Genomic DNA, 23,613 nt, shown 5'->3' with positions numbered 1-23,613 from the left:
GTGACGGGGGATAGTGAAAAGCCCTTTGCCAGAAGGGGTATATCACGGTCGTGGGAACGGGGCCGTGTCGCAGCTCAAAGGGGAAAGCAGCCTCCCCTTCAGTTCTCCGTGCTTCTCAACTTCTCCATTGCCTTCTCCAGGGATTCCAGCCTTTCGGAAAAGTTGAGTTTCTGATGGTTGTTGATGCCGTCGTAGAGGGATTGCGCCTCAGTTGCCCAATCATCAATCCCGCATTGGAGCAAGGTGCCTTTGAGTGTATGCATGGCTCTGGAGAAAGAGGGGAAATTGTTTTGTTCCAGCGATTCAGTGGCTAGAGTGAGATTTTCTAGAATACTCTGTTGTGCGGCGTTTGCAATCCTCTCTACCTTGGATGGGGACAATGCTGTGGCAACCTGCAAATGTTCCCTGATGTCGCCTGGTCCAGGCTGGGAAAAACTTTTTGCTGACACCGTACTCGCTGAAACGGCAGCGTCAGTCGCCTGACTGCTGGTGGCTTCTCGCCGCGATTTAAATTCGCTACGGAAGACCTCTTCCAATGTATCGTGTTGCAGTGGTTTGGTGATATAGGCATCCATGCCGGCTGTCAGACAAAGTTGCTTGTCATCCTCCATGGCATGCGCTGTCATGGCCACAATCCGTATGTGGCCCCCTTTGAGTTTTTCGGCGAGTTCTCTGTGGATGGCGGCATCCATCTCATGTGCCACTTCACGGCCCGCCTCAAAATCACGGATAATTTGAGTGGCACTCAACCCATCCAACTCCGGCATCTGCACATCCATAAAAACCAGATCAAAGGTCTCCGCCGCCAAACAGCGAAGGGCTTCAAGGCCGTTGTTTGCTGTTTGAATATGATGATCCTGCTCAAGCATCATTCTGGCCACGTCTTGATTTATCTTGTTGTCATCAACAATCAGAACTTTTAACCCTTTAATGACGGGGGCCATTTGTTTTGCCTGGGCTGTTTGCCCCGCTCTCTGCTCATCCACGCGTAAGGGCACAGTAAAATGAAACGAACTGCCAACGTCTACCTGACTTTCCACCCAGATGCTTCCCTGCATCATCTCAACGAGCTGTTTGCAGATAGAGAGCCCCAGCCCGGTCCCACCAAATCGTCGGCTGTAGGAAGCATCGGCCTGTTCAAATGAATCGAAAATGGAGGACAGTTTATCCTCTGAGATGCCAATACCGGTATCGGATACTGTAAAATGTACGGTAATAATTCCTGCTTCAGCGGACTGTTCAGGGACAGCGGTCAGGGAAACCGAGCCGGAATGGGTGAATTTAATGGCGTTACCGGTCAAATTAATCAGAATCTGCCGCAAGCGGACATCGTCACCAATCAATGCCGGAGGAAGACCGTCGTCCAGCCTGCATTCCAAGGTCAACTGTTTCTCCAAGGCTGGGGTGTTCATAGTCTTGAGAATGCCATCCAGCAATTGGTCCAGAGCAAAAGGTACCAGGTTGAGTTGGAATTGCCCTGCCTCCATCTTGGAGAAATCCAGGATATCGTTAATGATGCTCAGCAGATTTTCCGAGGAGAAATGCACCGTTTTCAAGAGGTGCTGTCTCTTGGCATCAGATTGTTCCCGCATGGCCAGGTAGGTCATCCCAAGGATAGCGTTCATTGGTGTGCGGATTTCATGGCTCATATTGGCCAGAAACAGGGATTTGCTTTTGTTGGCCGCCTCAGCCTCTTCGGCAAGTTGCCTGGATCGCTCGGCATTTTTCTTGAGTTCAACAGTTCTTGATTCGATTTTCTGCTCAAGCGACTGCTGGTACTCCACCAGATTGCCTTCCAGTCGGAGGACGACTATCAGGGGGATGCGGTAGATCAACAAAGCCAGGACCAAGCCGAGGATCGAACATATGACAAAGACCATCAGCAGCGTCAGTACAGGCTGATAGATGGAGAGTGTGATGATGACTTCGCCGATTTTGTGGTTGTTGAACAAGATCGCCGCTGATTTGCCTTGCACTTCGAGCCAGCAAAAGAACGAGGAATGTCGCTCCTGGTCATGCGTATAATTTGTTATGGGCTCGTTGTGACGATCAAGAATGGTGATGTGGACAATGCTTTTGTTGGGGACAAAGCCGTCGAGAATCTGAATGTATTTGCCTGTCTGATATTTCCAGAGTTGGGGGGATGAGGCTGCCAGACGTTTGATTTGTCCAGCCAGTTCTTTTGCATAGTTGTGCGCCTCCTGCCGGAGTTTACTCAATTCAAGTGAGCCGTATCCCAAGGGAATGCAGAGCGAAAGAATGACAAAGACCACCATGGCCAAGGGAAACAGTTTCCCCGCTAGGCGGCGGCTGATGGTGTTTTGTGGGGGAATATGCAGCATGGAGCGGCAAATTTACGGCAGCGGGATGTACTGATTGTCCCGCAAGATGGTTTTTCCGGCTTCTGTTGTCACAAAATCCATAAATGCCTTGGCCGCCTCCGGGAGTGTATCCGGTCGATAGACAAAGGCAAGTTCACGGATGAGGCGATAGCTGCCATTGCCGACATTGTCCTCGGTCGGGGAAAATCCGTCGAGAGCAAGCGGCTTGATCGATAAATGTTCTGTGGTGATCATCCCTAAATCAGCAACTCCGAGGGCATAGGGGGTGGCTGCCAGAGCTCGGTTTGCATCCTGATCGTTAAAATGGACCGTCCATCGTTTTGCGGCAAGGCTTTCATCCCATGCCTGCTGAAATCCTTTGATCGCCTGAGAGAGGAGACCAAAACCACTGTCCCCCTCCTCTCGCGAGAGGACGATAATCTCATGACCGTCTTGCCAACGGCTTTTGTTGCCCTGAAAGATTTGCACTAAATCGGCAGAGGTTATGTTTTCATCCGTGACCGAGGGATGGGTTCCAATGATCATAGCCACCCTCGCATAGGGATGGTAGACCAGTCCGAGATCTTGTTCTTTCGCCTTTAAGGGACGCGAAACCAACCCTAAAGGAATGGCACCTTCCGCGGCGGCGATGATCCCACCTTTGGAGCCAATACTGCCCGGAACGTCCACACGCACCTCGGGGTGTTTTTGGGCAAATGCCGTTGCTAAAAGACGGGTGATTCCCAGGTTTACTCCCGATCCTGCAGCCGTGATTGTGGTAACATTGGCTGGGGACTCTGCGCTCTTTGCCCGTTCGACAGCCAAGGGCGATAGAGCAAGCGACATGGCGGCAAGGACAACGAGGATATCTGAGTATAATCGATGCATTGGTGCTCCTTTGGGCTGAATGGGGGAAGGGCCATGAATCCAGTTGCTATTTCAGGGGCTGGACTCGGTCTTTTCAGGACAACTCTGCAGTGAAAAATAGGGCGGAATCATTGTGTATTACCTAAGAAGAGTATCTTGAATAATTTAATTGTTCAAGACAATCCTTTAGGGATTGATTAGGCCGTTGGCACCAAAGATCCTCTCATAAAGTTTCCCGTATTTTCGGTGCACTCGAGTGCGCCACTGCTGTGATTGCTCCTTGCTGCGCTGCATCAGGTAATACATGGTCGGACCGGGCGCAGACGGGTGGCACCGCCACTGACCACCACCTCTTTGAGTTCCCGTTTACCGGCCATCTCCCCTCTACTTGCTGAAAAAAATCGACTTTGGTTGACTTTCAACCGGTCAGCTTAAAGGAAACAAGAAAAATCATCCTGTTGTACCAGGAGTGTGTATTGAAGCTGGCACCGGAATACATGCAAAATTCCTTGAGTTATTTACGATAAATTGACAACCAGTGAATAAAGAATGAGACTTTTTCCTGTAGTTTCATAAAGTTAAATTTCAGGCTCCCCTCCTCTCCCCCCTGTCTAATAACTGTTTGGTAATTCGTTGTTTTTTAAGAAGTCTCCATTGTCTGCTGGGGATGGGTTGTGATAACATTTCTTAATTCAGATAGGTTTTACTTGAACAGTGTGGCTCTCAGAATTGAGTATCTCTTCGTCAGCAACCTTTTGATTTGCCGGAGGCCTATGAAATTTCTGCGCAACCTTTCCCTGACAAGCAAGTTTTTATCCATAGGTATCGTTATTGTCGCCTTGCTTGGCTTTGGCCTGATGTCCTTTTTTGCCCGCATGATCCACAATGATACGGTGACGGCCTATGTTGACAAAGCGCGAAGTATAGCTTTGGCGGCTGAGTCTGTCCGTCAGGAGATGGATGAAAAATGGGAGCAGGGGTTGTTCACGACCGAACAGGCCCGCAAATTGTCCCAGGAAGGGAAATTGGACCATGTACTCAACATGGTCCCCGTGGTCACCGCCTGGAAAGCTGCCATGAAAAAGGCGGAACAGGGCGACTATGTTTTACGGGTTCCTAAATTTGAGCCTCGAAACCCTAAAAATTTGCCTGACTATGGGTTGCAATACAAGATAGAGGCCCCGGCATTAAAGAAAATGAAAGAGGAGAACCTCGACGAGTATTTCGTCATTGATGAGCAGCAGAATGCGGTTCGTTATTTTTTACCCATTCGCCTAAGCCAAACCTGTTTGATGTGCCATGGCGATCCTGCTACCTCGGTAAAACTCTGGGGACTTGAGGGAGGTAAGGATCCCACCGGGGGGACCATGGAAAATTGGAAGCTTGGGGAAATTCATGGCGCCTTTGAAATTGTGCAGTCTCTGAAACCAGCTGACAGCAAACTGCGCAAAGATCTGATCAAGGCGTTTGTCATTACCCTGGTTGGGCTGGGGTGTGCCATGTTTGCCTTTTATTTTCTAGTCCACTATGCGGTGGCCAAACCCATTGGCTCGGTGACAAAAAGCTTGGAAAATATTGCCTCCGGGGATGCTGATCTGACCAAGCGACTTGATGCCTTCAATAACGACGAAATTGGTGCGCTGGTACACAATTTCAATAAGTTCATTGAAAACCTGCAAAAGATGATCAGCCAGGTTGCCGGAAATACCGATACCATTACCAATGCATCGGCCCATCTCTTGAATATATCACAAGATATTTCAGGAACTTCTGTTGCTGCTTCCTCAAGAACAGATAGGGTCTCCTCCTCAAGTACGGTGATGAGCGATACCATGAATGCCATAGCGGCAGCCATGGAAGAGGCGTCCTCCAACATTGCGATTATGGCATCGGCAACCGAGGAGATGAGCACCACCCTTCAGGAAATATCCCACAGCAGCGATAATGCCAGGCGGGTATCCGAGCAGGGGGTGAAACGGTCGGAGCAGGCAACCCAGCAGATTGATCAACTCCGGTCTATTGCCCAGGATATCGATAAGGTGACCGCAACCATCGCCGAAATATCGGATCAGACGAATCTCCTTGCCCTCAATGCGACCATTGAAGCTGCCCGGGCAGGTGAGGCGGGCAAAGGTTTTGCCATTGTTGCCAACGAAATCAAGGACCTTTCCTTTCAGACTGCCAGTGCCACCAACGAGATAAAACAGCAGATTGAGACGGTTCAGCGTGCAATTGGAACCACCTTGACAGAAATCAGCGGTATGGCGGAGGTGATTGTGGAGATTAACCAGATCACCCTGATGGTCGCGGAATCCGTGACTGAGCAGACGGCAGCAACCGATGAAATTTCAAGCAATATCAGTCAGGCATCCAGCGTTGTTGATGAGATTAACGAACGGATTGCAGAAAGTAGCGCCATGTCCCGGCAAATAGATCAGGATCTGAGCGAGGTCAATCAGGCCGCAAAGGATGTAACAGAGGGGAGTCGGCAGATTTCAGACAATGTTTCCAAACTTGATGCTATGGCGGAGGTACTGAAGAAGATGATTGAAAAATTTACGGTCTGAACAAGGGGAAGCGATCACGGGGCACCTAATCTGCGGTGTTATCGGCCTGTTTAGGTACAGGCCGATACCTAGGCATCTCCGGCACCCCGCAATCGCTTACAGCTTTGATGATTGCTCGTATTTTCGGGAATTCCCCCTCATCGGTTACGAACAAGATACTCTCCACTGTTCTGCATATTGTTCAGCACAACTCCACAAGCCACCTGCGACCTTTGAGTGTCGCAGGTGGCTTTTTTCGTACAGAAATTTATCGCGACTCGTGTTATGGCAGAGCTCTATGGTTTGTTATACTAATGGGAATCTTGAATAATTGCTTTTTCTGCCAATCCCTACGTCACGCTTAAAATTTTATCCTCGGAGGTAAGCGAAGACTCCGATATCAGCTATATGCCTGCAGTAAAATTTTGCGCAATCCTCGGAGTCTGCGCTTACCTGGCCTTGATTGAAAAATCTAATTATTCAAGACACCCTAATAACGCAGAGTAACTCCAGAAATCACTGATCTGAAAAGCCGATACCACCCTACAAAGAACGGTATGACCACAGGTACATGGATACAATGACCGGGCAGGAATCACAGCAGTGCGTTGAACTGCAACAGCAAGTAGCTGCTTTAACAGAAGAATGCTATCAGCTCCGGCAGTTTTACGAGCAATCACCTCTGGCTTATCAATCATTGAACATTGATGGGTACCTTATTGATGTCAATCAGCGTTGGCTTGATATCCTTGGAAGGACACGGGAAGAGGTCATTGGGAAACATGTGACTGAATTTCTCCATCCGGACTACCGCCCACAATTTCATGCACAGTTTCCCCGTTTCAAACGTGAGGGTGAGATCTCTGGTGTGGAATTTGCCATGCTCAAACAGGATGGCAGCCGCATCTTCGTCTCTTTTAACGGCAAAATAGCCACCACTAACGATGGACGCTTTGTGCAAACCCACTGCTTTTTTCAGGACATCACCAAGCAGAAAGAGGATGAGCTGATTTTGCGTGAGAGCGAAGAGCGCTTCCGCGCTTTGCACAATGCTTCCTTTGGGGGGATCATCATCCATGATCAAGGGATGATTCTTGATTGCAACCAGGGATTGGCTGAGCAGAGCGGGTATTCGGTCGAGGAGCTGATGGGCATGGACGGAATCCAGCTCATCGCGCCGCAATCGCGTGATTTGGTCAAACGTCATATTCAAGGAGGCTATGATCTTCCCTACGAGGCGGTTGGATTACGAAAGGACGGGAGCCAGTATCCCCTGCGGCTGCGCGGAGCCAATATTCCTTATAAAGGGCGAACAGTCCGCGTTGCTGAATTTCGTGATATAACCAAATTCAAGCAGCTGGAAGAGGCCCTGGAAAAAAGACTGGTTGCGCTTACCTGCCCTGCCACACAGGAGAGTAGGGTGAGTTTTAAGGAACTTTTTGATTTGGATCGTATCCAACAGATCCAAGATGAGTTTGCCAATGCCACCCGAGTCGCCTCGATTATAACCCACCCTAACGGCGAACCTATCACCCGGCCAAGTAATTTTACCCGTTTGTGCAGCTCTATTATTCGTCAGACCGAGGTTGGCTGTGCCAACTGCTTCAAATCCGATGCGGCTCTGGGACGACATAATCCCGAGGGGCCCATTGTCCAGCCTTGTCTCAGCGGGGGCCTCTTGGAGGCGGGTGCCAGCATAACTGTGGGAGGACACCATGTGGCCAACTGGCTGATTGGCCAGGTGCGCAACGAGTATCAGGATGAAACCTCCCTGCGAAAGTATGCCGATGAAATAGGTGTTGATGAAGAGATCTTCATGGAGGCCTTTGCAGAGGTTCCTTCCATGGAGCGGAAACGTTTTGAACAGATAGCCCAGTCCCTGCATACCCTTGCCAACCAGCTCTCCCTCTCCGCCTATCAGAATATCCAGCAGGCGCGGGCTATGACCGAACGCAGGCAGGCCGAGGAGGCCCTGCGGGTTGGTGAAGAGCGATTTCGGTTGGCCATGGAGGCCACCAAGGATGGACTCTGGGATTGGAATATCCAGGAAGACTCCGTGTATTACAGCCCAAATTACTGGACCATGCTGGGCTACGAAGGAAAGGAGAAACCCCAGAATGCCAATGTGTGGATGGAGATGCTCCACCCCGACGACCGAGAGGCAGTACTCGCCGCCAACACGGACTGTATTGAAGGGCGATGCGAGTCGTTTCTTGTTGAGTATCGCCTGCGCAGCCAAGATGGAAGTTGGAAATGGATTCAGGGCCGGGGCAAGGCCGCTGCACGGGATGAAAACGGACGGGCCCTGCGCATGGTGGGCACCCATGTTGATATCAGTGAGCGTAAAAAGGCCGAAGAGGAGCATGCAGCCCTGGAAGCCCAGCTGCTGCAGTCGCAAAAGATGGAATCCGTTGCCCGACTTGCCGGTGGTATTGCCCATGATTTCAATAATATGCTCATGGTGGTCCAGGGGCATGCCGACATGGCCATGCTCAACAGCAATCCCACAGGTCCTGATTATCAACGCTTTCAAGCCATTCGTACTATCGTTGATCGTTCCGCTGATTTGACCCGCCAGTTGCTCGCTTTTGCCCGAAAACAACCCATTGATCCCAAACTGCTGAATCTCAATACTACGATCGAAAATATGCTTTCCATTTTGCGGCGGCTCATTGGAGAGGATATCACCCTGACCTGGTTGCCCGACAAGGAGTTGTGGTCGGTGAAGGCTGATCCCTCACAGATTGATCAGATTTTAGCCAACCTCTGTGTCAATGCGCGGGATGCCATCGCAGGTGTTGGCAATATTATCGTGGAAACGAAGAACTGCTGCTTTGATGAGATGTACTGTGCAGCACATACAGGATTTGTGGCCGGTGAATATGTCCGGGTTTCAGTGGCTGATAACGGATGCGGTATGGACAAGGAAACGGTGGAGCGGGTTTTTGAACCGTTTTACACCACGAAAGTTGTTGGCCAGGGCACGGGCCTGGGGTTGGCGACCGTCTATGGAATTGTCCGCCAGAATGAAGGCTTTGTGAATGTCTACAGTGAGCCTGGTCAGGGAACTGTTTTTACGGTGTACATTCCCCGCATCATAGATGTGGCAAGCGAGGAGGCTCACGAGATGGTCGCCGAGACGGTGGGCGGGGCGGAAACAATCCTGGTGGTGGAAGACGAACCGGAAATCCTGGAGATAACCACGGTTATGCTGGAACACCTGGGATATACAGTCCTTGCTTCAAGTTCTCCACTTGAGGCGGTACACAAAAGCACAGTGTATGCCAGCAATATCGATCTTATCCTGACCGATGTGGTCATGCCTGAAATGAATGGTCGAGAACTCGTGCAACGCGTATTAGAAGAGCATCCGCTTGCAAAGAGCCTTTTTATGTCCGGATATACCGCCGATATTATTGCCCATCAGGGAGTGCTGGAAGAGGGAATTCAGTTCATTCAAAAACCCTTTTCCCATACAGCCCTGGCCGATAAGGTACGGATGCTGCTCGATGCGTCGCAGTACCTCTAATATTCAAGCGTTGTCTCGTTCCTACGCTCCGCGTGGGAACATAAACCAGACGCTCCGCGTCAGAGGAATCCCATGGCCAGAAGCCGCTACACCATCTCTGAGGCCCGAGCCCCCCATTTCCTCACCTGCACCGTGGTCAACTGGCTGCCCCTGTTCAGTAACCCGGCCCTGGTGGAGATCCTCCTGGATTCCTGGCGCTTTCTGCATGATCAGGGGCGGTTGACCCTGTATGCCTATGTGATCATGGAGAATCATCTGCACCTGGTCGGTGCTGCCGAAAATCTGGGCAAGGAGATCGGCGACTTCAAGTCCTTCACTGCCAGGAAAATGATTGATCGGCTCAGGGAACGAAAAGCCGACTGGATTTTACAGCAGTTGGCCTTGTATAAGGCGGGCTTTAAGACGGATCGGCAGTATCAGCTCTGGCAGGAGGGGGCCCACCCGCAACAGATCCAGGACGAAACGATGATGCGGCAGAAGGTGGAGTACATCCACAACAATCCGGTGAAAAGGGGGTATGTGGATGATCCCCTGCATTGGCGCTATTCGAGTGCGCGTAATTACGCCGGGTTGCCGGGGCTGGTGGAGGTCTGCCGGGTATGGTGATAGGGGCACGCAGAGTGTGGAGGTGAGGTACCCACGCGGAGCGTAGGTACCAGTGGTCAGGCGGAATGGCGTTTCTGCCGTTTCTTGTTCCTACGCTCTGCGTGGGAACATTTATCTAGACGCTCCGCGTCAAGAGATGGTTTGATGCACGGGGGTATCCTCACTCCCCTGCCGGTAGCGCTGAGCCGGAACACCGCATTGCAGGAATGGAATGCACGCAGAGCGTGGAGGTTAGGTCCCCACGCGGAGCGTAGGTACTAGGCTGCGTATCGTGGTTTCAGCTTGTATGCCGTTTTTGACGTTTCGTCAGTGAATCTCCCAGGCTGCGCCGGGTTTCGGGCATCTGGGTCACGTATTGTTGTACGGTTTTAGGGAGTACCCTCCCCTTTATCACTAGAATATCGGCGGCCAGGCTGTCGGCAACCCTACTTTTGTCCATCCCCTGTTTTTGGGTGAGATAGGTAAAGAGCAGTTCGCTTAACCGAGGCAGGCCGATCTGCCAGGTGGCCTGCGTCTGTCCATAGAGCCAGCGGCTGAACGCGAAAAAACCGCTGAATACATCCCCGTCTTCCCAGAGCAGCGGCGCCGTTCGGCGGAAGTTACCGCTGTTGTAGACCAGGTCCCAGAACCTGGCCAGTCGCTTCATCTCCTGCATGGCTTGAAAGCTGATCAGATCGTTTTGCAAAATTTCATAGGGGGGATCCGGCGAATAGACCATGCCATGGATTTGGTCGTGGCGGTTGATGGTAGTGCCGGAGAGTTTTTTGAGAATACCGATCTGAATTTCTCCATGCGCGAGTGACATCAGCGTGTTGAGATTACGGCCAAAACCTTCGATGGATTCACCGGGCAGGCCGACGATCAGATCCACATGGAGATGGGCCGTGGTCTTCTGTTCAAGAAAGGCAAGATTCTCCTGAATGCGCTCAAAGTTGAGCCGTCTTGCGATATTGTCGGCAATCTGAGGATCCAGGGTCTGAATGCCGACCTCAAGCTGCAGGGCTCCTTCGGGAAATCTGGTCAGCCGCTCTTTGACAGCCTCTGGAAAATGATCGGGAATGACTTCGAAATGCACATGATACGGTGGTTCTTTTGCCAGAAAATAGTCAAGGATTCGCGCAGCTGTCGCAGGATTGGCGTTAAAGGTGCGATCTACAAACTTGAAGGTACGCGCACCCCGTTGCCAGAGTGACTCGATCTCGTTTAAAAACCAGTCGAGCGGAAAGGGGCGGACCCGCGGATCAATGGAAGAGAGGCAGAATTCACAGCGAAAGGGGCAGCCTCGCGAGGCCTCGACATAGACAAGACGGTGGGCCAGATCGGCCTCGTTGAAATAGGGATAGGCTGATTGGAGCCGGGTCACATCAACCGGTTCTGCCTTGATGATGCGCTCAGTTGGTGGCTGGCCCGCAAGAATTTTTTGACAGAGTGTGGCAAAGGCAAATTCGCCTTCTCCCTGAATCAGGTAATCCGCCTCGCTCATATCCACCCGCAGGGGCAGATGACTGACCTCCGGTCCCCCGAGGACCACAATCGTGTCCGGAGCGACCCGCTTGAGTACACCGACGAGTTTTCGCACCTGCTCCGCATTCCAGATATAAACAGCAAGGCCGATCACCCGTGGCCGGGTGGCCAGGATTTTTTCGGCCATATCCGTGATCTGATCCGTCAGGGTATACTCCTGGAGAGCGGTCTCTTGCTGCAGCTCGCCCAGATTGGCATAGAGCCAGCGAAGGCCAAGGCTTGCGTGAATATAGCGGGCGTTGATGGTGCTGAGAATGATAGTGGACATACGGTTCCTACGGACAATGAACATGAGTTGATGGCTGGCACCCAACGGGGGCAAGAGTCATCTGCAGCTTGAGTAGCTTGAGTGGCTGAGCCTTGGGAAATTCCTGAATTCGTGACAGCGGGAGAATGCATCAGGGATGTAGGAATTTCTTTGGAGACTGGCTTCGCTAGGCATATAACAGAATAGAAATTAATTTTCTATTCATGCCTTACTCAAGAAGGAGAAGAACAATGCTGCTTTCCAACACTGAAGGGATTCCTGGCAAAAATATAGTAGCCTTTCACGGAATTGTCTCCGGGAGTACCGTTCGGGCCAAACATGTGGGCCGGGATTTCATGGCCAGTCTGAAAAATATCGTTGGTGGAGAACTCAAAGGGTATACCGAATTGCTCCAGGAGTCCCGGGACGAATCCATTAATCGGATGAAAGCCCAGGCAACCCAGATGGGGGCAAACGCGGTGGTCAATGTCCGTTTTTCCACAAGTTCCGTTGCTGCGGGTGCCTCGGAGCTCTATGTCTACGGCACCGCAGTCACCGTGGAGTAGGCCATGGAAGCACTCATACAACTTGGAGTTCTTCTTGTGCTTGTGAGCCTGGGTTTTTTTGTCGGGCGAATTGCTGAAAAACGGCATTACAGCTCGATTATCAGGCGTGAGCAGGAACAACTTGGCCGCCCAACAACCGCTGCGCGAACCGTCATGGGGGATGATCGTCCTGTTGGGCGAAGCGAGTTGGTCATGGGGAGCGTGGTTATTTCGGTGGATTATTTTAAACGTCTGTTGGCTGGTCTGCGAAATATTTTTGGCGGTCGGGTGCAGGCCTACGAGACCCTGGTTGACCGCGCCCGGCGTGAGGCCATGTTGCGCCTACTGGAGTCCTGCCCGGAGGCGGATCAGATCATCAATCTCCGCCTGGAGACCTCGTCCATTTTCAAGGGCCGCCAGAAACAGGTGGGCAGCGTGGAGGTTCTGGCCTACGGAACCGCCGTATATTTTCAATCGCCGCTTCAATAAATCAGATATAAATCAGATGGAGTTCAAACCCGCCTATCCAGAGGACAATAACAACGTCAGCCACAACAATCCCTTGCGGGAATTTGTGGTCCTTCTTACCGGGGTCTTGCTGGTCTGTGTGGCTGTCTTTGTCGTGTCCGGTTGGTTGGTGGACAGGGCCGTTCTGTGGATTTCACCGAAAATGGAAGCGCAAATATTCACGGCCCTCTCCCCTGCCGTGAAAGATTCTGTGGGGCAACGCAGCTCTGGCGAAGATGTTTTGCAGCAGCTCGTCGATGGACTGGGAAGCTGCATTGATGTTGGCTACCCCGTCAAGGTGGAGCTGGTGACTACGGAGACTGCCAACGCACTGGCCCTGCCGGGAGGGCGAATTATAGTGTTCTCCGGGATTTTGGACAAGATCCAGTCTGAAAACGGTCTCGCCTTTGTGCTGGCCCATGAACTGGCGCATTTTAAGCATCGTGATCACTTGAGTGGCATGGGCCGGGGCATCGTCTTGACAGCTATGACAGCCTTTTTGACGGGGTCGGATTCCGGTTTGACCAGGTTGGTCACTCCGGCTGTAAGCCTGGGGACGGCAAGTTATTCCAGATCACGGGAAGCCCGGGCGGATAGTCTGGCGCTGAGGGCACTGCACTGTCGGTACGGCCATGTGGGCGGGGCGACGGAGTTTTTCCGGGCCATGCAAAATGAAGAGCGCGGTAGGGGAATCGCGAGTTACTTTGCCTCGCACCCCGAGGCTGTGGAGCGGATACAACAACTGGAGGTACTACAACGCAGCCAGGGATATACGACCGAGGCGGTGACTTCCCTGCCTGAGAGGCTCATGCAGAAATAAAAAAGTCGGGCAAGGTTTTGCCCGACTTTTGCTCGTTCCAGGGGACTTTTCTCGCCCCCATGTTTCATTGGTTCATGCGCTGCCGGAGGACCTTGTGCAAGATACCGCCTTGGCGGTAGTAGTCGATTTCCATGGCGTTATCCAGGCGAAGCACAACCTCGGTAGTTTCCGTGCTTCCGTCGGCGCGATCAATACGTAAATTCACCTTCTGACCAGGCTGCAACTCACCGTCAATGCCAATGATGGTAATGGTCTCACTGCCATCAAGTGCCAGGTGCTGTGCATCGATGCCTTCGGAAAATTGAAGGGGGAGCACCCCCATGCCCACCAGATTTGAGCGGTGGATGCGTTCAAACGAGGCTGCAATCACTGCCTTCACGCCTAAAAGCATGGTTCCTTTGGCTGCCCAGTCACGAGAGGAACCGGTTCCGTAGTCCTTACCCGCAAAGACCACCAGCGGTGTGCCCGCCTCTTGATAGTGCATGGCCGCATCAAAGATGGGCATTTCCACTCCTTCGGGCCAGGCCTTGGTCACTCCACCCTCTTTTTCCACCATGCGGTTTTTAATACGAATATTGGCAAAGGTGCCGCGCATCATAACCTCATGGTTCCCACGGCGGGATCCGTAGCTGTTAAAGTCGGCAGGCTTAATCCCCAGGCTCTGGAGATAAAGGCCAGCTGGTGTCTGGGGACCAATGGCACCGGCCGGGCTGATATGGTCGGTTGTGATGGAGTCACCAAAAAGGGCCAGGACACGGGCGCCTTCGATGTTGCTCACCGGATTGGGGGATGTGCTCATATCTTGAAAGAAGGGGGGCTCACGAATATAGGAAGACTCCCCATCCCAGGGGTAGAGTTCAGAGGTACCGGCGGAGAGTGCATTCCAGCGGGCATCACCGTCAAAGACAGAGCCGTAACTGACGGTAAAGAGATCCGGTTTGATGCTTTGTCGGACCGCCTCTCGGATTTCTTCTATCGTCGGCCAGATGTCTTTAAGAAATACCGGTTGCCCTGTGTTGTCGGTGCCCAGCGGTTCTTTTTCCAGGTCTATCAGCACGGTTCCGGCCAGGGCGTAGGCGACGACCAAAGGAGGCGAACCCAGGTAGTTTGCCCGGACCATCGGGTGGATCCGGGCTTCAAAGTTGCGGTTACCCGACAACACGGCCGCAGCCACCAGATTTTGTTCACGAATCGGGGCCGCTATTTGTTCATCCAGCGGGCCGGAGTTACCAATACAGGTGGTACAGCCGTAACCGACCACCTGAAAGCCCAGCGCTTCCAAGTCGGGTAAGAGCCCGCTTTGTTCAAGATAACGGGTTACCACCCGTGAACCGGGAGCAAGGCTGGTCTTCACCCAGGACTTGGGTTTCAAGCCACGCTCGCGGGCTTTGCGCGCCAAAAGGCCGGCACCAATCATGACATCCGGGTTGGAAGTGTTGGTACAACTGGTAATAGCGGCAATGACCACGGAACCGTTGGTGAGTTGACCAACAATGTCCTTTGTTTTTGGGGCCGCAGAGGCTGCCAGTTCCGTCTCAAACTGGCGTTGAAAATCCTTGCGCACCTCAGAGAGGGGGAGCAGATCCTGGGGACGTTTCGGTCCCGCAAGACAGGGCACCACCTCATCCAGGATGATGTCATAGACAACAGAGTAGGTGGGCTCTGGATTTTCGGGTGCAAAGAAAAAGGACTGGGCTCGGCTGTATTGCTCGACCAGGTTGACCAGAGACGCGGGGCGGCCGCTGGCTTGCAGGTAGCGTAGGGTCTCACTGTCCACCGGAAAAAATCCCATGGTGGCCCCGTATTCTGGCGCCATATTGGCGATGGTGGCTCGGTCTGGAAGGCTCAGCGTAGGCAGTCCTGGTCCGAAAAACTCGACAAAACGGCCTACGACCCCTTTTTGTCGCAGAAAGCGGGTGATGGTCAGGACCAGATCGGTGGCCGTTGTTCCTGTCGGCAGCGATCCACTGAGGCGAACCCCCACAACTTCAGGAATTTGCAGGGAGTAAGGTTGTCCTAAAAGAACGGCTTCCGCTTCGATACCACCAACGCCCCAGCCCATAACGCCCAGACCGTTGACCATGGTGGTGTGAGAATCGGTACCGAGTACGGAGTCTGGGTAGAGTACCGGGGCGCCATCCTGTTCCCCCTGAGCCACAACCGAGGCCAGGTATTCCAGGTTGACCTGATGGACAATGCCTGTACCCGGAGGGACGACCCGAAAGTTGGTAAAGGCCTGTTGCCCCCAATGGAGCATGGTGTACCGTTCGCGGTTGCGCTGCATTTCCATGTCCACATTGACTTCAAGGGAGTCGGCGCTGGCAGATTTGTCCACCTGGACACTGTGGTCAATGACGAGATCCGCAGGAATAAAAGGGTTCATAGTGGCAGGATCGCCACCGGCACGCGCCAGGGCTGAGCGCATTGCTGCCAGATCGACCAGGGCGGGAACACCGGTAAAATCCTGCAGAATAACCCGGGCGGGCATTAGGGGAACCGCCTCGGGACTGATTGTATCCGGTTGCCAGGAGGCGAGATTGTGGATATCGGTATCGTTCACCAAGCCTTGCGGATAGTGGCGCAGGAGATTTTCCAGAAGAATTCGCAGACTGTAGGGTAAGCGATGAATCGAGTCGTAACCGAGGCTTTCCAGTGCTTTGACTGAAAAAACGGTGTAGCTCGTATCACCGGCCTCGAGGGTGAGTTTGGGATTGAACTGGCTGAAATCCTGGGGGGCGCTCATACAATTCTCCTTGTGTGCTCATGGGGGCATATCCTACGAGAATAAGTCTTCTTGTGCGATTATGCCAGATTATGGTGGCGACAACAGGCATTTTTGTGCTTTTGCCATCCTTGTTTGCATTGTTTTTGCGGGACATCTCCCGGTGAGTCCTGTGAGTACGATAGCCAGGCCTGTAAGCGGTTGCCTTTAACCTAAAAATTTCATGTGTGTAGGTTTTGTTCCCTTTTTTCCATGGGTTACGATGCAGCCTTGCTGTTTTTTTTCAATCGTCTATAGTAAGTACTTTGCGACGAAACCAAGAACTTATCTCTATGGGAATGCAATATGACCAAAACGTATGCAGAAATTAACGAGAAGATTGCCTCGGGCAAGGCGGTGGTTCTGACCGCTGAGGAGGTAATCGATTACGTAGACAAACGAGGTCTGGAAACAGCCGCCAAAGAGGTTGATGTGGTCACCACCGCAACCTTTGGCCCCATGTGTTCTTCGGGCTGTTTTCTTAACTTCGGCCACAGCAAACCCAAGATGCGTATCACCGAAGCCTGGCTTAACGATGTCATGGCGTATTCTGGTATTGCCGCTGTCGATGCCTATTTAGGGGCAACGCAGCTGCGTCAGCACGACCCGGCCAATATGGATTTTCCCGGCGAGTTTCGCTACGGTGGAGGCCACGTGATTGAAGATCTTGTGGCGGGAAAACAGGTGGAATTTCGTGCCCTTTCCTACGGCACAGATGATTATCCCCGCCGTGAAATCTGTACCATGCTCGATATTAATGATCTCAACCAGGCGATCATGGTCAACCCCCGTAACTGCTACCAAAATTATAATGTGGCAGTGAATTGTTCAGATAAGCGCATCTATACCTATCTGGGCATTTTACGGGCTCACATGCGGAACATGACCTACAGTTCGGCCGGACAGCTCTCGCCGCTGTTGAATGATCCGCTTTATGAAACCATTGGGGTGGGCACACCGGTCTGGCTGGCAGGTGCACGGGGCCTGGTGTATGCCGAGGGGACCCAGCACTGTTCAGCGGTTGAGCGGAGCGACAATGATGTTCCGGTTGAGGGCGCAGGGACTTTGGCCCTAAGCGGTAACATGAAAGAGATGCTGCCCGAGTTTGTCCGGGGCCTGAGTTTTAAAGGGTACGGTGTCTCACTGGCGGTCGGGGTGGGAATTCCCATACCGATACTCAACCCAGAGATTCTCAAACGGACTACTGTGCGCGACCGGGATATTCAGGCAAGTGTCATTGATTACTCCCACGACTACCCGGAAAAAACAGGCAAGGTGTTGGCAAAGTACTCCTACGAGGAGCTGCGTTCCGGTCAGGTCGAGCTCATGGGCAAGAAGGTTCCAGTGACCTCGCTTTCCAGCTACAATAAGGCATTGAAGATCTGTAATTTACTGAAGGCCGAAATCGAAGCCGGTCGCTTCCTGCTTGCCGAGGCCAGCCAGCGGCTTCCGTTAAATCAGGGCATGCAGTCTCTGGATATTAAAGGAGCGACAAAATGATCACGAAAAAAGTCTATCTTTACTTTCCCCAGAGTGAAACCGAACGCCCGATTGTCTACGAACTGGTCAAACAGTTTGATCTGGTCGTGAATATCTTCCGTGCCAAGGTGACCAATGAGGAATCGGGCTACCTGAGTCTGGAAGTCACCGGGAGTCAGGAAAATGTAGATCGCGCCTTTGAGTATCTCAGCGGTTTTGACGTGAATATCCATGCCGGGAACTCGGGCATGGTATGGGATGAGAACCGCTGTGGTCAGTGTGGCGCCTGTCTGGTCCACTGTCCCACCGGTGCCCTGTCCATGGTTGATCGGGATATTCGTCAAATTTCTTTTAACGATAAGGCCTGTGTGGAATGCCTGGCCTGCGTTGAAGCCTGTCCCTTTGGTGCCTGTTCCTCAAAATTCTAATATTGGGAATCTTGAATAATTGCTTTTTCTGCCAATCCCGGCGTCATGCTTAAAATTTTATCCTCGGAATATCAATTATATGCCTGCGGTAAAATTTTGCGCAATCCTTGGCCTTGATTGAAAAATCTAATTATTCAAGACACCCTATTGTTTTAAAGGCTAAGCGGCAATGCGCACATATCGCTCTTTTTCCTGGAAAGAGACTAACCTTCGGGTTGCGTGTACAGCGTTTGAGCTGGTCACCCAGGCCGTGGTTACTCATCGACGACAGCTGGAGCGCTATATTGGCCGCCATGCGGAGTTTCAAACCAGCCTCGTTCCGATAGAGGTTGGTGAGGATGCCCCTGTGGCGGCGCAGCGTATGGCTACTGCCAGCCAGCTCACCGGCCTGGGACCCATGGCGTCTGTGGCCGGGACGTTGGCTCAGCTCGGCGCCGAAGCCGCCATGGAGGCAGGCATTTCCGAAGCCATCGTTGAAAACGGCGGTGATATTTATATCCATGCCGCCAGTGCCATTACCATTGGGCTCTATGCCGGTGACAACGCCATCGCCGGCAAGCTCGCTTTTCGCCTTGAAGCCGATCGTTTGCCCCTGGCGCTGTGCTCATCCTCCTCCAAGATGGGGCATTCGTTGAGTTTTGGTCGTTGTGACCTGGCGACAGTGCTTGCCAAGGAGGCCGCTCTGGCCGATTCTGCGGTCACATTAGTCTGTAATCTCATCAAGTCAGAACAGGATTTGACCCCGGTCTTGGATGATGTCGGTGCCATTGAGGGGATTGAAGGAATTTTGGCGGTCCACAGCGGGAAGGTGGGGATGTGGGGCAATTTACCTGAGCTTGTGCGCAATGAGGATGTGGATGCACGACGTAAGATAACCAGAGATTTGCGTTCTGATTTTACCTGAACCTTATAACCGTGCGCATTGATTAGTGCGTCAGGCTTGTTGCTTAAAATGTGTCAGATCAACGCAGGGCAAAGCGGACAGGAACCAGGACAGCCATGGTGATCGGGTTGTTGTTCTGTTTACCCGGTATAAAAATCCAGGTGCGGACCGCTCTCAGTGCTGCTCGATCAAGCACGGGGTGACCACTGGAGGACTGGATGTTGAGTGCATCCACCCTCCCCTGTGTATTAACAAGAGCCTTGAGGACAACTGTCCCTTCCATTTGCCGTCTGCGCGCCATTTCCGGGTACACCGGTGGTGGATTGGTCCGATAACGTGGCCGCGCCGGTATCACCGCTTTGGCCGCTCCCCCCTCTGCACCTGAAGCCGCCGTACTGGTAAGCTTTGTCTCCCCTGTTGCTGAATTTGAGGAGACGGAGTCTGCTTTTGCCGGGGGCTGACTGCGTCGCGTGACTTGGTGTGCTGGGCGCGAAGTCTTTTGTTTCTTGTGAACTGTTTTCTTGGGTGCAGTGGCAAGACTGACTGCAGGTCGTTTGTGAAGAACCGGCTCTTTGAGCGCTTCTTGTGGAGGATGTGGTGTCACGACCGGCTGGGCTGGCTGCACCACAGAGGCGGGCTGGGGACTTGGTTTGGCTTTGGGAGCGCTGCCTGGAGCACCGGGAAGGGCTGCATACAGGGTCACTGGGATGCAATCCCCGGCAAGCATGGGTGCCTGCCGGGGAGTAAAGCTCACTGTCAGGATAAGGGCAAAGGCAAGGCCGTGGGTAAGCAGCGCTACGATACAAGGCAAGGGCCAGCCCCCTCGCGACCGCCGAAGGCCGCAGGGCTCACCACTGGAATCCATCGTTATTTTAAGTGCCATTTCCATGGATATCTTTCTTGCTTCTATGCTCCCCACCTCGATCATATGCCTGTTGCTTTACCAGGTATAGGAGAGTGATGCAAACACACTTCGGCCTGCCCCTGGATATGGCTGCATGGTATAGGTTGGATAGAATCGTGTCATGTAGGTATCATATTCTTCATCCAACAGATTTAGAGCTTCGATGCTCACTTTCCAGTGTTCTGCGATCCTTTGTTCCAGTTTAAGATCTAGTGTCCAGTAGGAGTCGAGTTCAATGCTGGCGTTTTTATCGGTATCGCTCGCGTAGTAACCAGGGCGGGAGTCTGTAAAGCGAGCAACGAGAGTTGAGCAGAGGCCAAAATCACTCAGATGGATCAGCTGCACCTTAAATTGGGTATCAGGAGTGTATAGCGCAGGTCTTTTTACCCCGCCACTGCGTTGTTCTTTAGCATCCATAAGTGTGAGAGAAAAATCAGCCTGGACAGAGTAAAATGGGCCCAATTTGATGTTAAATTCCCAGCCCGAGGCTTGATAAGAATCGAGATTATAAGGACGATAATAAAAGGTGTCTGAATTGTAGACCCAACGAATTTTATCGTCGACATTCCAGTCAAAATAACTCACGGAGGTGTATAGTTTTCCATTGAGCAAACCGCCCTGTTCCCAGGTGATATCTGTATGCCAACCTGTTTCTGGTTTAAGGTTTAGATTCCCTGACATGTTGTTTGCATCGGGCCAGAACAGATCATTCATCGTTGGTGCTTTAAAATGCTGCCCGCGATTAAATTTTAAAGCCGTATTTTCCCAAGGGGTGATCACGACACCGAAACGGGTCACATCTTCATGACCAAATAAAGAGTGGGTTTCATAACGATAACCGCCTACCAGTTTTACTTTTTCAATAGGTTGAACACTGAGTTCAGCGAATGTTCCCTGGGTAAAAATTCTGTGACTTTCATCTTGGGTTGGCCCTGAGATGAGCGCACCGGAAGAGTTGAGTCCATAGACGGTATAATCGTAATCAAAATTGCGATATTCAGTGCCCAAGAGAAGATTAACCTGAGAAAAGGGATGCAGGTCGATATTGGCTTCAGCCCCCATAACTTTGTTGATCACATCAGTTTGTTCACCGAGGCCACTCAAGTAGTAACGACTGTAACTGGAACTGTCCAGCTTTGTCAGATCACCTTTAACCTTCCAGTCAAACCATCGGGAGCCTTCTCCTTTGAGGGTGAGTGCGGCATGGCTGTTCTGTTCATCGACTCTGTCAAGTAAGGTAGCTGAATCTCTGTTGTAATACGGGAGCAGTGGGGTAATAGATGCAGGTGGTTGAGCTCCTGGGGTTCCGTATTCACGATCCACAAGCCCTGCATCCAAAACCGCTTGAAAAGCTTCCCCTTTATCCAAAAGAAGTTTGAGGGTGGCATCGTTGTGGGTCAGGTCGCTGTTATCACGAAAGCCATCGGTTTCCTTGCGGTTGAGAGTGAGATAATATCCCAGATCGCCGAGAATAAAGGCTCCGCTTTCCGCAGCCAGGTGATAGGTATCTTCGGTGCCGTATCCAGCGGATATTTTAGCAGAAAAATGGTCACGCTGCGGTGATTTGGTGATGATGTTCACCGTTCCGCCCATGGCACCGGAACCGTACAGCAAGGAACCGGGGCCTTTAACCACCTCTATCCGTTCGATGGAATTGAGTGGAATCTGGCCGACATCCGCAGTTCCCAGAGACGGGGAATTCATGACCACGCCATCCACCGCCACCAGGGTTGCGTCGGCACTCATACCGCGAATTTTAATGGCCTGAGCCGCTCCCCCGTAATTGCCGTAGGTGCGCCAATCCAGTCCGGGTTCATTGGCAAGCACCTCCCCCAGGGAGGAGGCAGGCGTTTCTTCAATGTCGTAGCTGTCTTTGACGACGACCGAGTTGACTATATTTTTGCGCGTTTCCTTGGTTTTGGTCGCTGTGACCACAATCTCATCAAGTACGGTGGAGCTGTTCTCCTTCTCAGCCGCCATGCCAAGAGCGGGGAGCATGGCCCCCATGGTAGCCAGTGCCAGCAGTTTTTTCTTCATCTCTTCTCCTTTAGTTGTATATCCTCAATTCTTGTACGGCTTACAATGTCTGAATTCGTGAGATTTATCGGTGCGCCAGCTTCGCTGTTTGTGACATGCCGATTTAATAGAGGTGGTGGAATGCTCTGGCCAAAATGAGCACAAAAAAAAATCCCGGACCGAAAAATCGATCCGGGATAGCCCTTTTTTATCCACAGAAAAATGTCAGGAATCCGCTGTCCGTGCGGTTGTTTCCTCTGCTCAGGCAGGTCTTCTGACTTCCGGATCAACCAAACAATCGCGTCTTCCCAACCCGTATGGATCAGTGACATGGTGCGACCGTTGTCCCCGGTTACAGCGGCGGGCCCGTCTCCGAATTACACGGAGTTCCCTCTTCGGTTCGTATTGAACACCTGAACGGCAAAAGGTAGAACCGATGATATTGGGTAAGTCAAGTGAAAAAAGAAAGAAACTGGAGGGGGCAGGACATTGGTCCCTGTTTAGAGATGGGGAAATCAGTACGTGCTTCATGTTCCCTGTCCTGAGGAGGCAGGTACAGGGAACATGAAGCTTCGGATTACTCTTCCTTTGCTGCGGGTTCTTCGGGCTCCACTGCCAGGCCAAAACCAAGCTTGAGCTTACGCTCGATGGAGACCAGGGTTTCCGGGTGTTCTTTGAGGAACTTCTTGGCATTTTCACGGCCCTGGCCGATACGCTCATCCTGATAAGAGTACCAGGAACCGGATTTGTCCACAATGTTGTTGGCTACGCCCAGATCAAGTATGTCGCCTGTACGGGAAATACCCTCACCGTAGATAATATCCACCTCTGCCTGCTTAAACGGTGGCGCCACCTTGTTCTTGACAATCTTGACTTTGGTCAGGTTACCGACAACGTCCTGTCCGTCTTTAATCTGGGTCGATTTTCGAATGTCAACCCTCACTGAACTGTAGAATTTAAGGGCATTACCACCGGTGGTGGTCTCGGGGTTCCCGAACATGACGCCGATTTTCATACGGATCTGGTTGATGAAGATCAAAACGGTATTGGTCCGGCTTAAAACACCGGTAAACTTCCGCATGGCATGGGACATCAGGCGCGCTTGCAGCCCCACATGCTGGTCGCCGACATTGCCATCGATCTCTGCCCGGGGCACCAGGGCCGCTACCGAATCGATAACAACGACGTCAACGCCACCGCTACGGATGAGTATTTCAGCTATCTCCAGGGCCTGTTCGCCAAAATCAGGTTGGGAGATAAGCAGATTATCCACATCCACACCCAAACGCTCTGCATAGCTGGTATCCAGGGCATGCTCTGCATCGATAAAGGCCACATTGCCACCCATCTTCTGGGCCTCGGCAATGACATGCAGGGCCAGGGTGGTTTTACCCGAGGACTCAGGGCCGTAAATCTCGGTTACACGCCCGCGGGGCAGTCCGCCGACGCCAAGAGCCATATCAATGGAGAGAATGCCTGTGGGAATAACCGGCACATTGACTTTTTCTGTCGACCCCAGGCGCATGATGGCACCCTTGCCAAACTGACGATGGATTTGAGTGATGGCATTGTCGACGCTTTTCAGGCGGCCTTCGTTCTGATCGTTGGCTGCTGTCATGAATTTCTCCTT

The 23,613-nt window shown here is 52.2% G+C and carries 17 protein-coding genes and 1 riboswitch; of the genes, 9 read left to right on the top strand and 8 right to left on the bottom strand.

From position 1 onward, the window contains the following. Window positions 1-98 precede the first annotated feature (98 nt). From JWJ90_RS02200 to JWJ90_RS23490, 3 genes are all read right to left on the bottom strand, one after another. Window positions 99-2,342 carry an ATP-binding protein gene (locus JWJ90_RS02200; RefSeq protein ID WP_205225541.1) on the bottom strand — a complete coding sequence of 748 codons (2,244 nt, stop codon included), beginning with the start codon at window positions 2,340-2,342 and terminating at the stop codon, window positions 99-101. A gap of 12 nt (window positions 2,343-2,354) precedes the next feature. Further along, window positions 2,355-3,209 carry a PstS family phosphate ABC transporter substrate-binding protein gene (locus tag JWJ90_RS02195; RefSeq protein WP_205225540.1) on the bottom strand — a complete coding sequence of 285 codons (855 nt, stop codon included), beginning with the start codon at window positions 3,207-3,209 and terminating at the stop codon, window positions 2,355-2,357. A 272-nt stretch (window positions 3,210-3,481) separates the two neighbouring features. Beyond that, entirely contained in the window at window positions 3,482-3,610 is a 129-nt protein-coding gene (locus JWJ90_RS23490) for a hypothetical protein (RefSeq protein ID WP_275889052.1), read from the bottom strand. Window positions 3,611-3,961: 351 nt separating this feature from the next. Between JWJ90_RS23490 and JWJ90_RS02190 the strand changes: the two genes are divergently transcribed. The 3 genes from JWJ90_RS02190 (at window position 3,962) to JWJ90_RS02180 (ending at window position 9,869) form a co-directional block, all read left to right on the top strand. Beyond that, entirely contained in the window at window positions 3,962-5,755 is a 1,794-nt protein-coding gene (locus JWJ90_RS02190) for a methyl-accepting chemotaxis protein (protein ID WP_205225539.1), read from the top strand. Window positions 5,756-6,305: 550 nt separating this feature from the next. Continuing rightward, entirely contained in the window at window positions 6,306-9,263 is a 2,958-nt protein-coding gene (locus JWJ90_RS02185) for a PAS domain S-box protein (protein ID WP_205225538.1), read from the top strand. 72 nt (window positions 9,264-9,335) lie between these two features. Next, window positions 9,336-9,869: an REP-associated tyrosine transposase gene (locus tag JWJ90_RS02180; RefSeq protein WP_205225537.1), complete on the top strand. Its 534-nt coding sequence runs from the start codon at window positions 9,336-9,338 to the stop codon at window positions 9,867-9,869. 277 nt (window positions 9,870-10,146) lie between these two features. Here the strand turns inward: JWJ90_RS02180 and JWJ90_RS02175 are convergent, their stop codons facing one another. Then, window positions 10,147-11,661 (bottom strand): B12-binding domain-containing radical SAM protein, encoded by a 1,515-nt coding sequence (locus JWJ90_RS02175; protein ID WP_205225536.1) that lies wholly within the window; start codon window positions 11,659-11,661, stop codon window positions 10,147-10,149. A gap of 230 nt (window positions 11,662-11,891) precedes the next feature. Between JWJ90_RS02175 and JWJ90_RS02170 the strand changes: the two genes are divergently transcribed. From JWJ90_RS02170 to JWJ90_RS02160, 3 genes are read left to right on the top strand one after another with little or no spacing between them, the layout of a single operon-like run. Beyond that, window positions 11,892-12,206 carry a YbjQ family protein gene (locus JWJ90_RS02170; protein WP_205225535.1) on the top strand — a complete coding sequence of 105 codons (315 nt, stop codon included), beginning with the start codon at window positions 11,892-11,894 and terminating at the stop codon, window positions 12,204-12,206. Window positions 12,207-12,209: 3 nt separating this feature from the next. Continuing rightward, complete coding sequence (locus JWJ90_RS02165; protein ID WP_205225534.1) at window positions 12,210-12,674, top strand: YbjQ family protein; 465 nt, start codon at window positions 12,210-12,212, stop codon at window positions 12,672-12,674. Between the two features lie 16 nt (window positions 12,675-12,690). After that, complete coding sequence (locus JWJ90_RS02160) at window positions 12,691-13,512, top strand: M48 family metallopeptidase (protein ID WP_205225533.1); 822 nt, start codon at window positions 12,691-12,693, stop codon at window positions 13,510-13,512. A gap of 64 nt (window positions 13,513-13,576) precedes the next feature. Here JWJ90_RS02160 and acnA read toward each other — a convergent pair whose 3' ends face one another. Next, a complete protein-coding gene (gene acnA, locus JWJ90_RS02155) occupies window positions 13,577-16,255 on the bottom strand; it encodes an aconitate hydratase AcnA (RefSeq protein WP_205225532.1) in 2,679 nt (892 codons plus the stop codon). Between the two features lie 324 nt (window positions 16,256-16,579). On the opposite strand from acnA, the gene JWJ90_RS02150 reads away from it, so the two are divergent. From JWJ90_RS02150 to JWJ90_RS02140, 3 genes are all read left to right on the top strand, one after another. Then, a complete protein-coding gene (locus JWJ90_RS02150) occupies window positions 16,580-17,773 on the top strand; it encodes a homocysteine biosynthesis protein (protein WP_205225531.1) in 1,194 nt (397 codons plus the stop codon). Further along, a complete protein-coding gene (locus JWJ90_RS02145) occupies window positions 17,770-18,180 on the top strand; it encodes an NIL domain-containing protein (protein WP_205225530.1) in 411 nt (136 codons plus the stop codon). The genes JWJ90_RS02150 and JWJ90_RS02145 overlap by 4 nt, the downstream gene beginning before the upstream one ends. Window positions 18,181-18,349: 169 nt before the next feature. Further along, on the top strand, window positions 18,350-19,084 hold the full coding sequence (locus JWJ90_RS02140; RefSeq protein ID WP_205225529.1) for a UPF0280 family protein: 735 nt from the start codon (window positions 18,350-18,352) through the stop codon (window positions 19,082-19,084). A 58-nt stretch (window positions 19,085-19,142) separates the two neighbouring features. Here JWJ90_RS02140 and JWJ90_RS02135 read toward each other — a convergent pair whose 3' ends face one another. The 3 genes from JWJ90_RS02135 to recA all read right to left on the bottom strand — a co-directional run bounded on the left by JWJ90_RS02135 (window position 19,143) and on the right by recA (window position 23,601). Next, on the bottom strand, window positions 19,143-19,952 hold the full coding sequence (locus JWJ90_RS02135; protein ID WP_205225528.1) for an energy transducer TonB: 810 nt from the start codon (window positions 19,950-19,952) through the stop codon (window positions 19,143-19,145). A gap of 51 nt (window positions 19,953-20,003) precedes the next feature. Further along, window positions 20,004-22,004, bottom strand: coding sequence for a TonB-dependent receptor plug domain-containing protein (locus JWJ90_RS02130; protein WP_205225527.1), 2,001 nt, complete (start codon window positions 22,002-22,004; stop codon window positions 20,004-20,006). 226 nt (window positions 22,005-22,230) lie between these two features. Next, window positions 22,231-22,415: riboswitch (cobalamin riboswitch) on the bottom strand. Window positions 22,416-22,560: 145 nt separating this feature from the next. Continuing rightward, window positions 22,561-23,601 carry a recombinase RecA gene (gene recA, locus JWJ90_RS02125; protein WP_205225526.1) on the bottom strand — a complete coding sequence of 347 codons (1,041 nt, stop codon included), beginning with the start codon at window positions 23,599-23,601 and terminating at the stop codon, window positions 22,561-22,563. Window positions 23,602-23,613 lie beyond the last annotated feature (12 nt).

Source organism: Desulfobulbus rhabdoformis, from assembly GCF_016919065.1.
Lineage (GTDB): Bacteria > Desulfobacterota > Desulfobulbia > Desulfobulbales > Desulfobulbaceae > Desulfobulbus > Desulfobulbus rhabdoformis.
The sequence above is the reverse complement of the archived record's forward strand: the minus strand, read 5'-3'. Positions and strand labels throughout refer to the sequence as shown.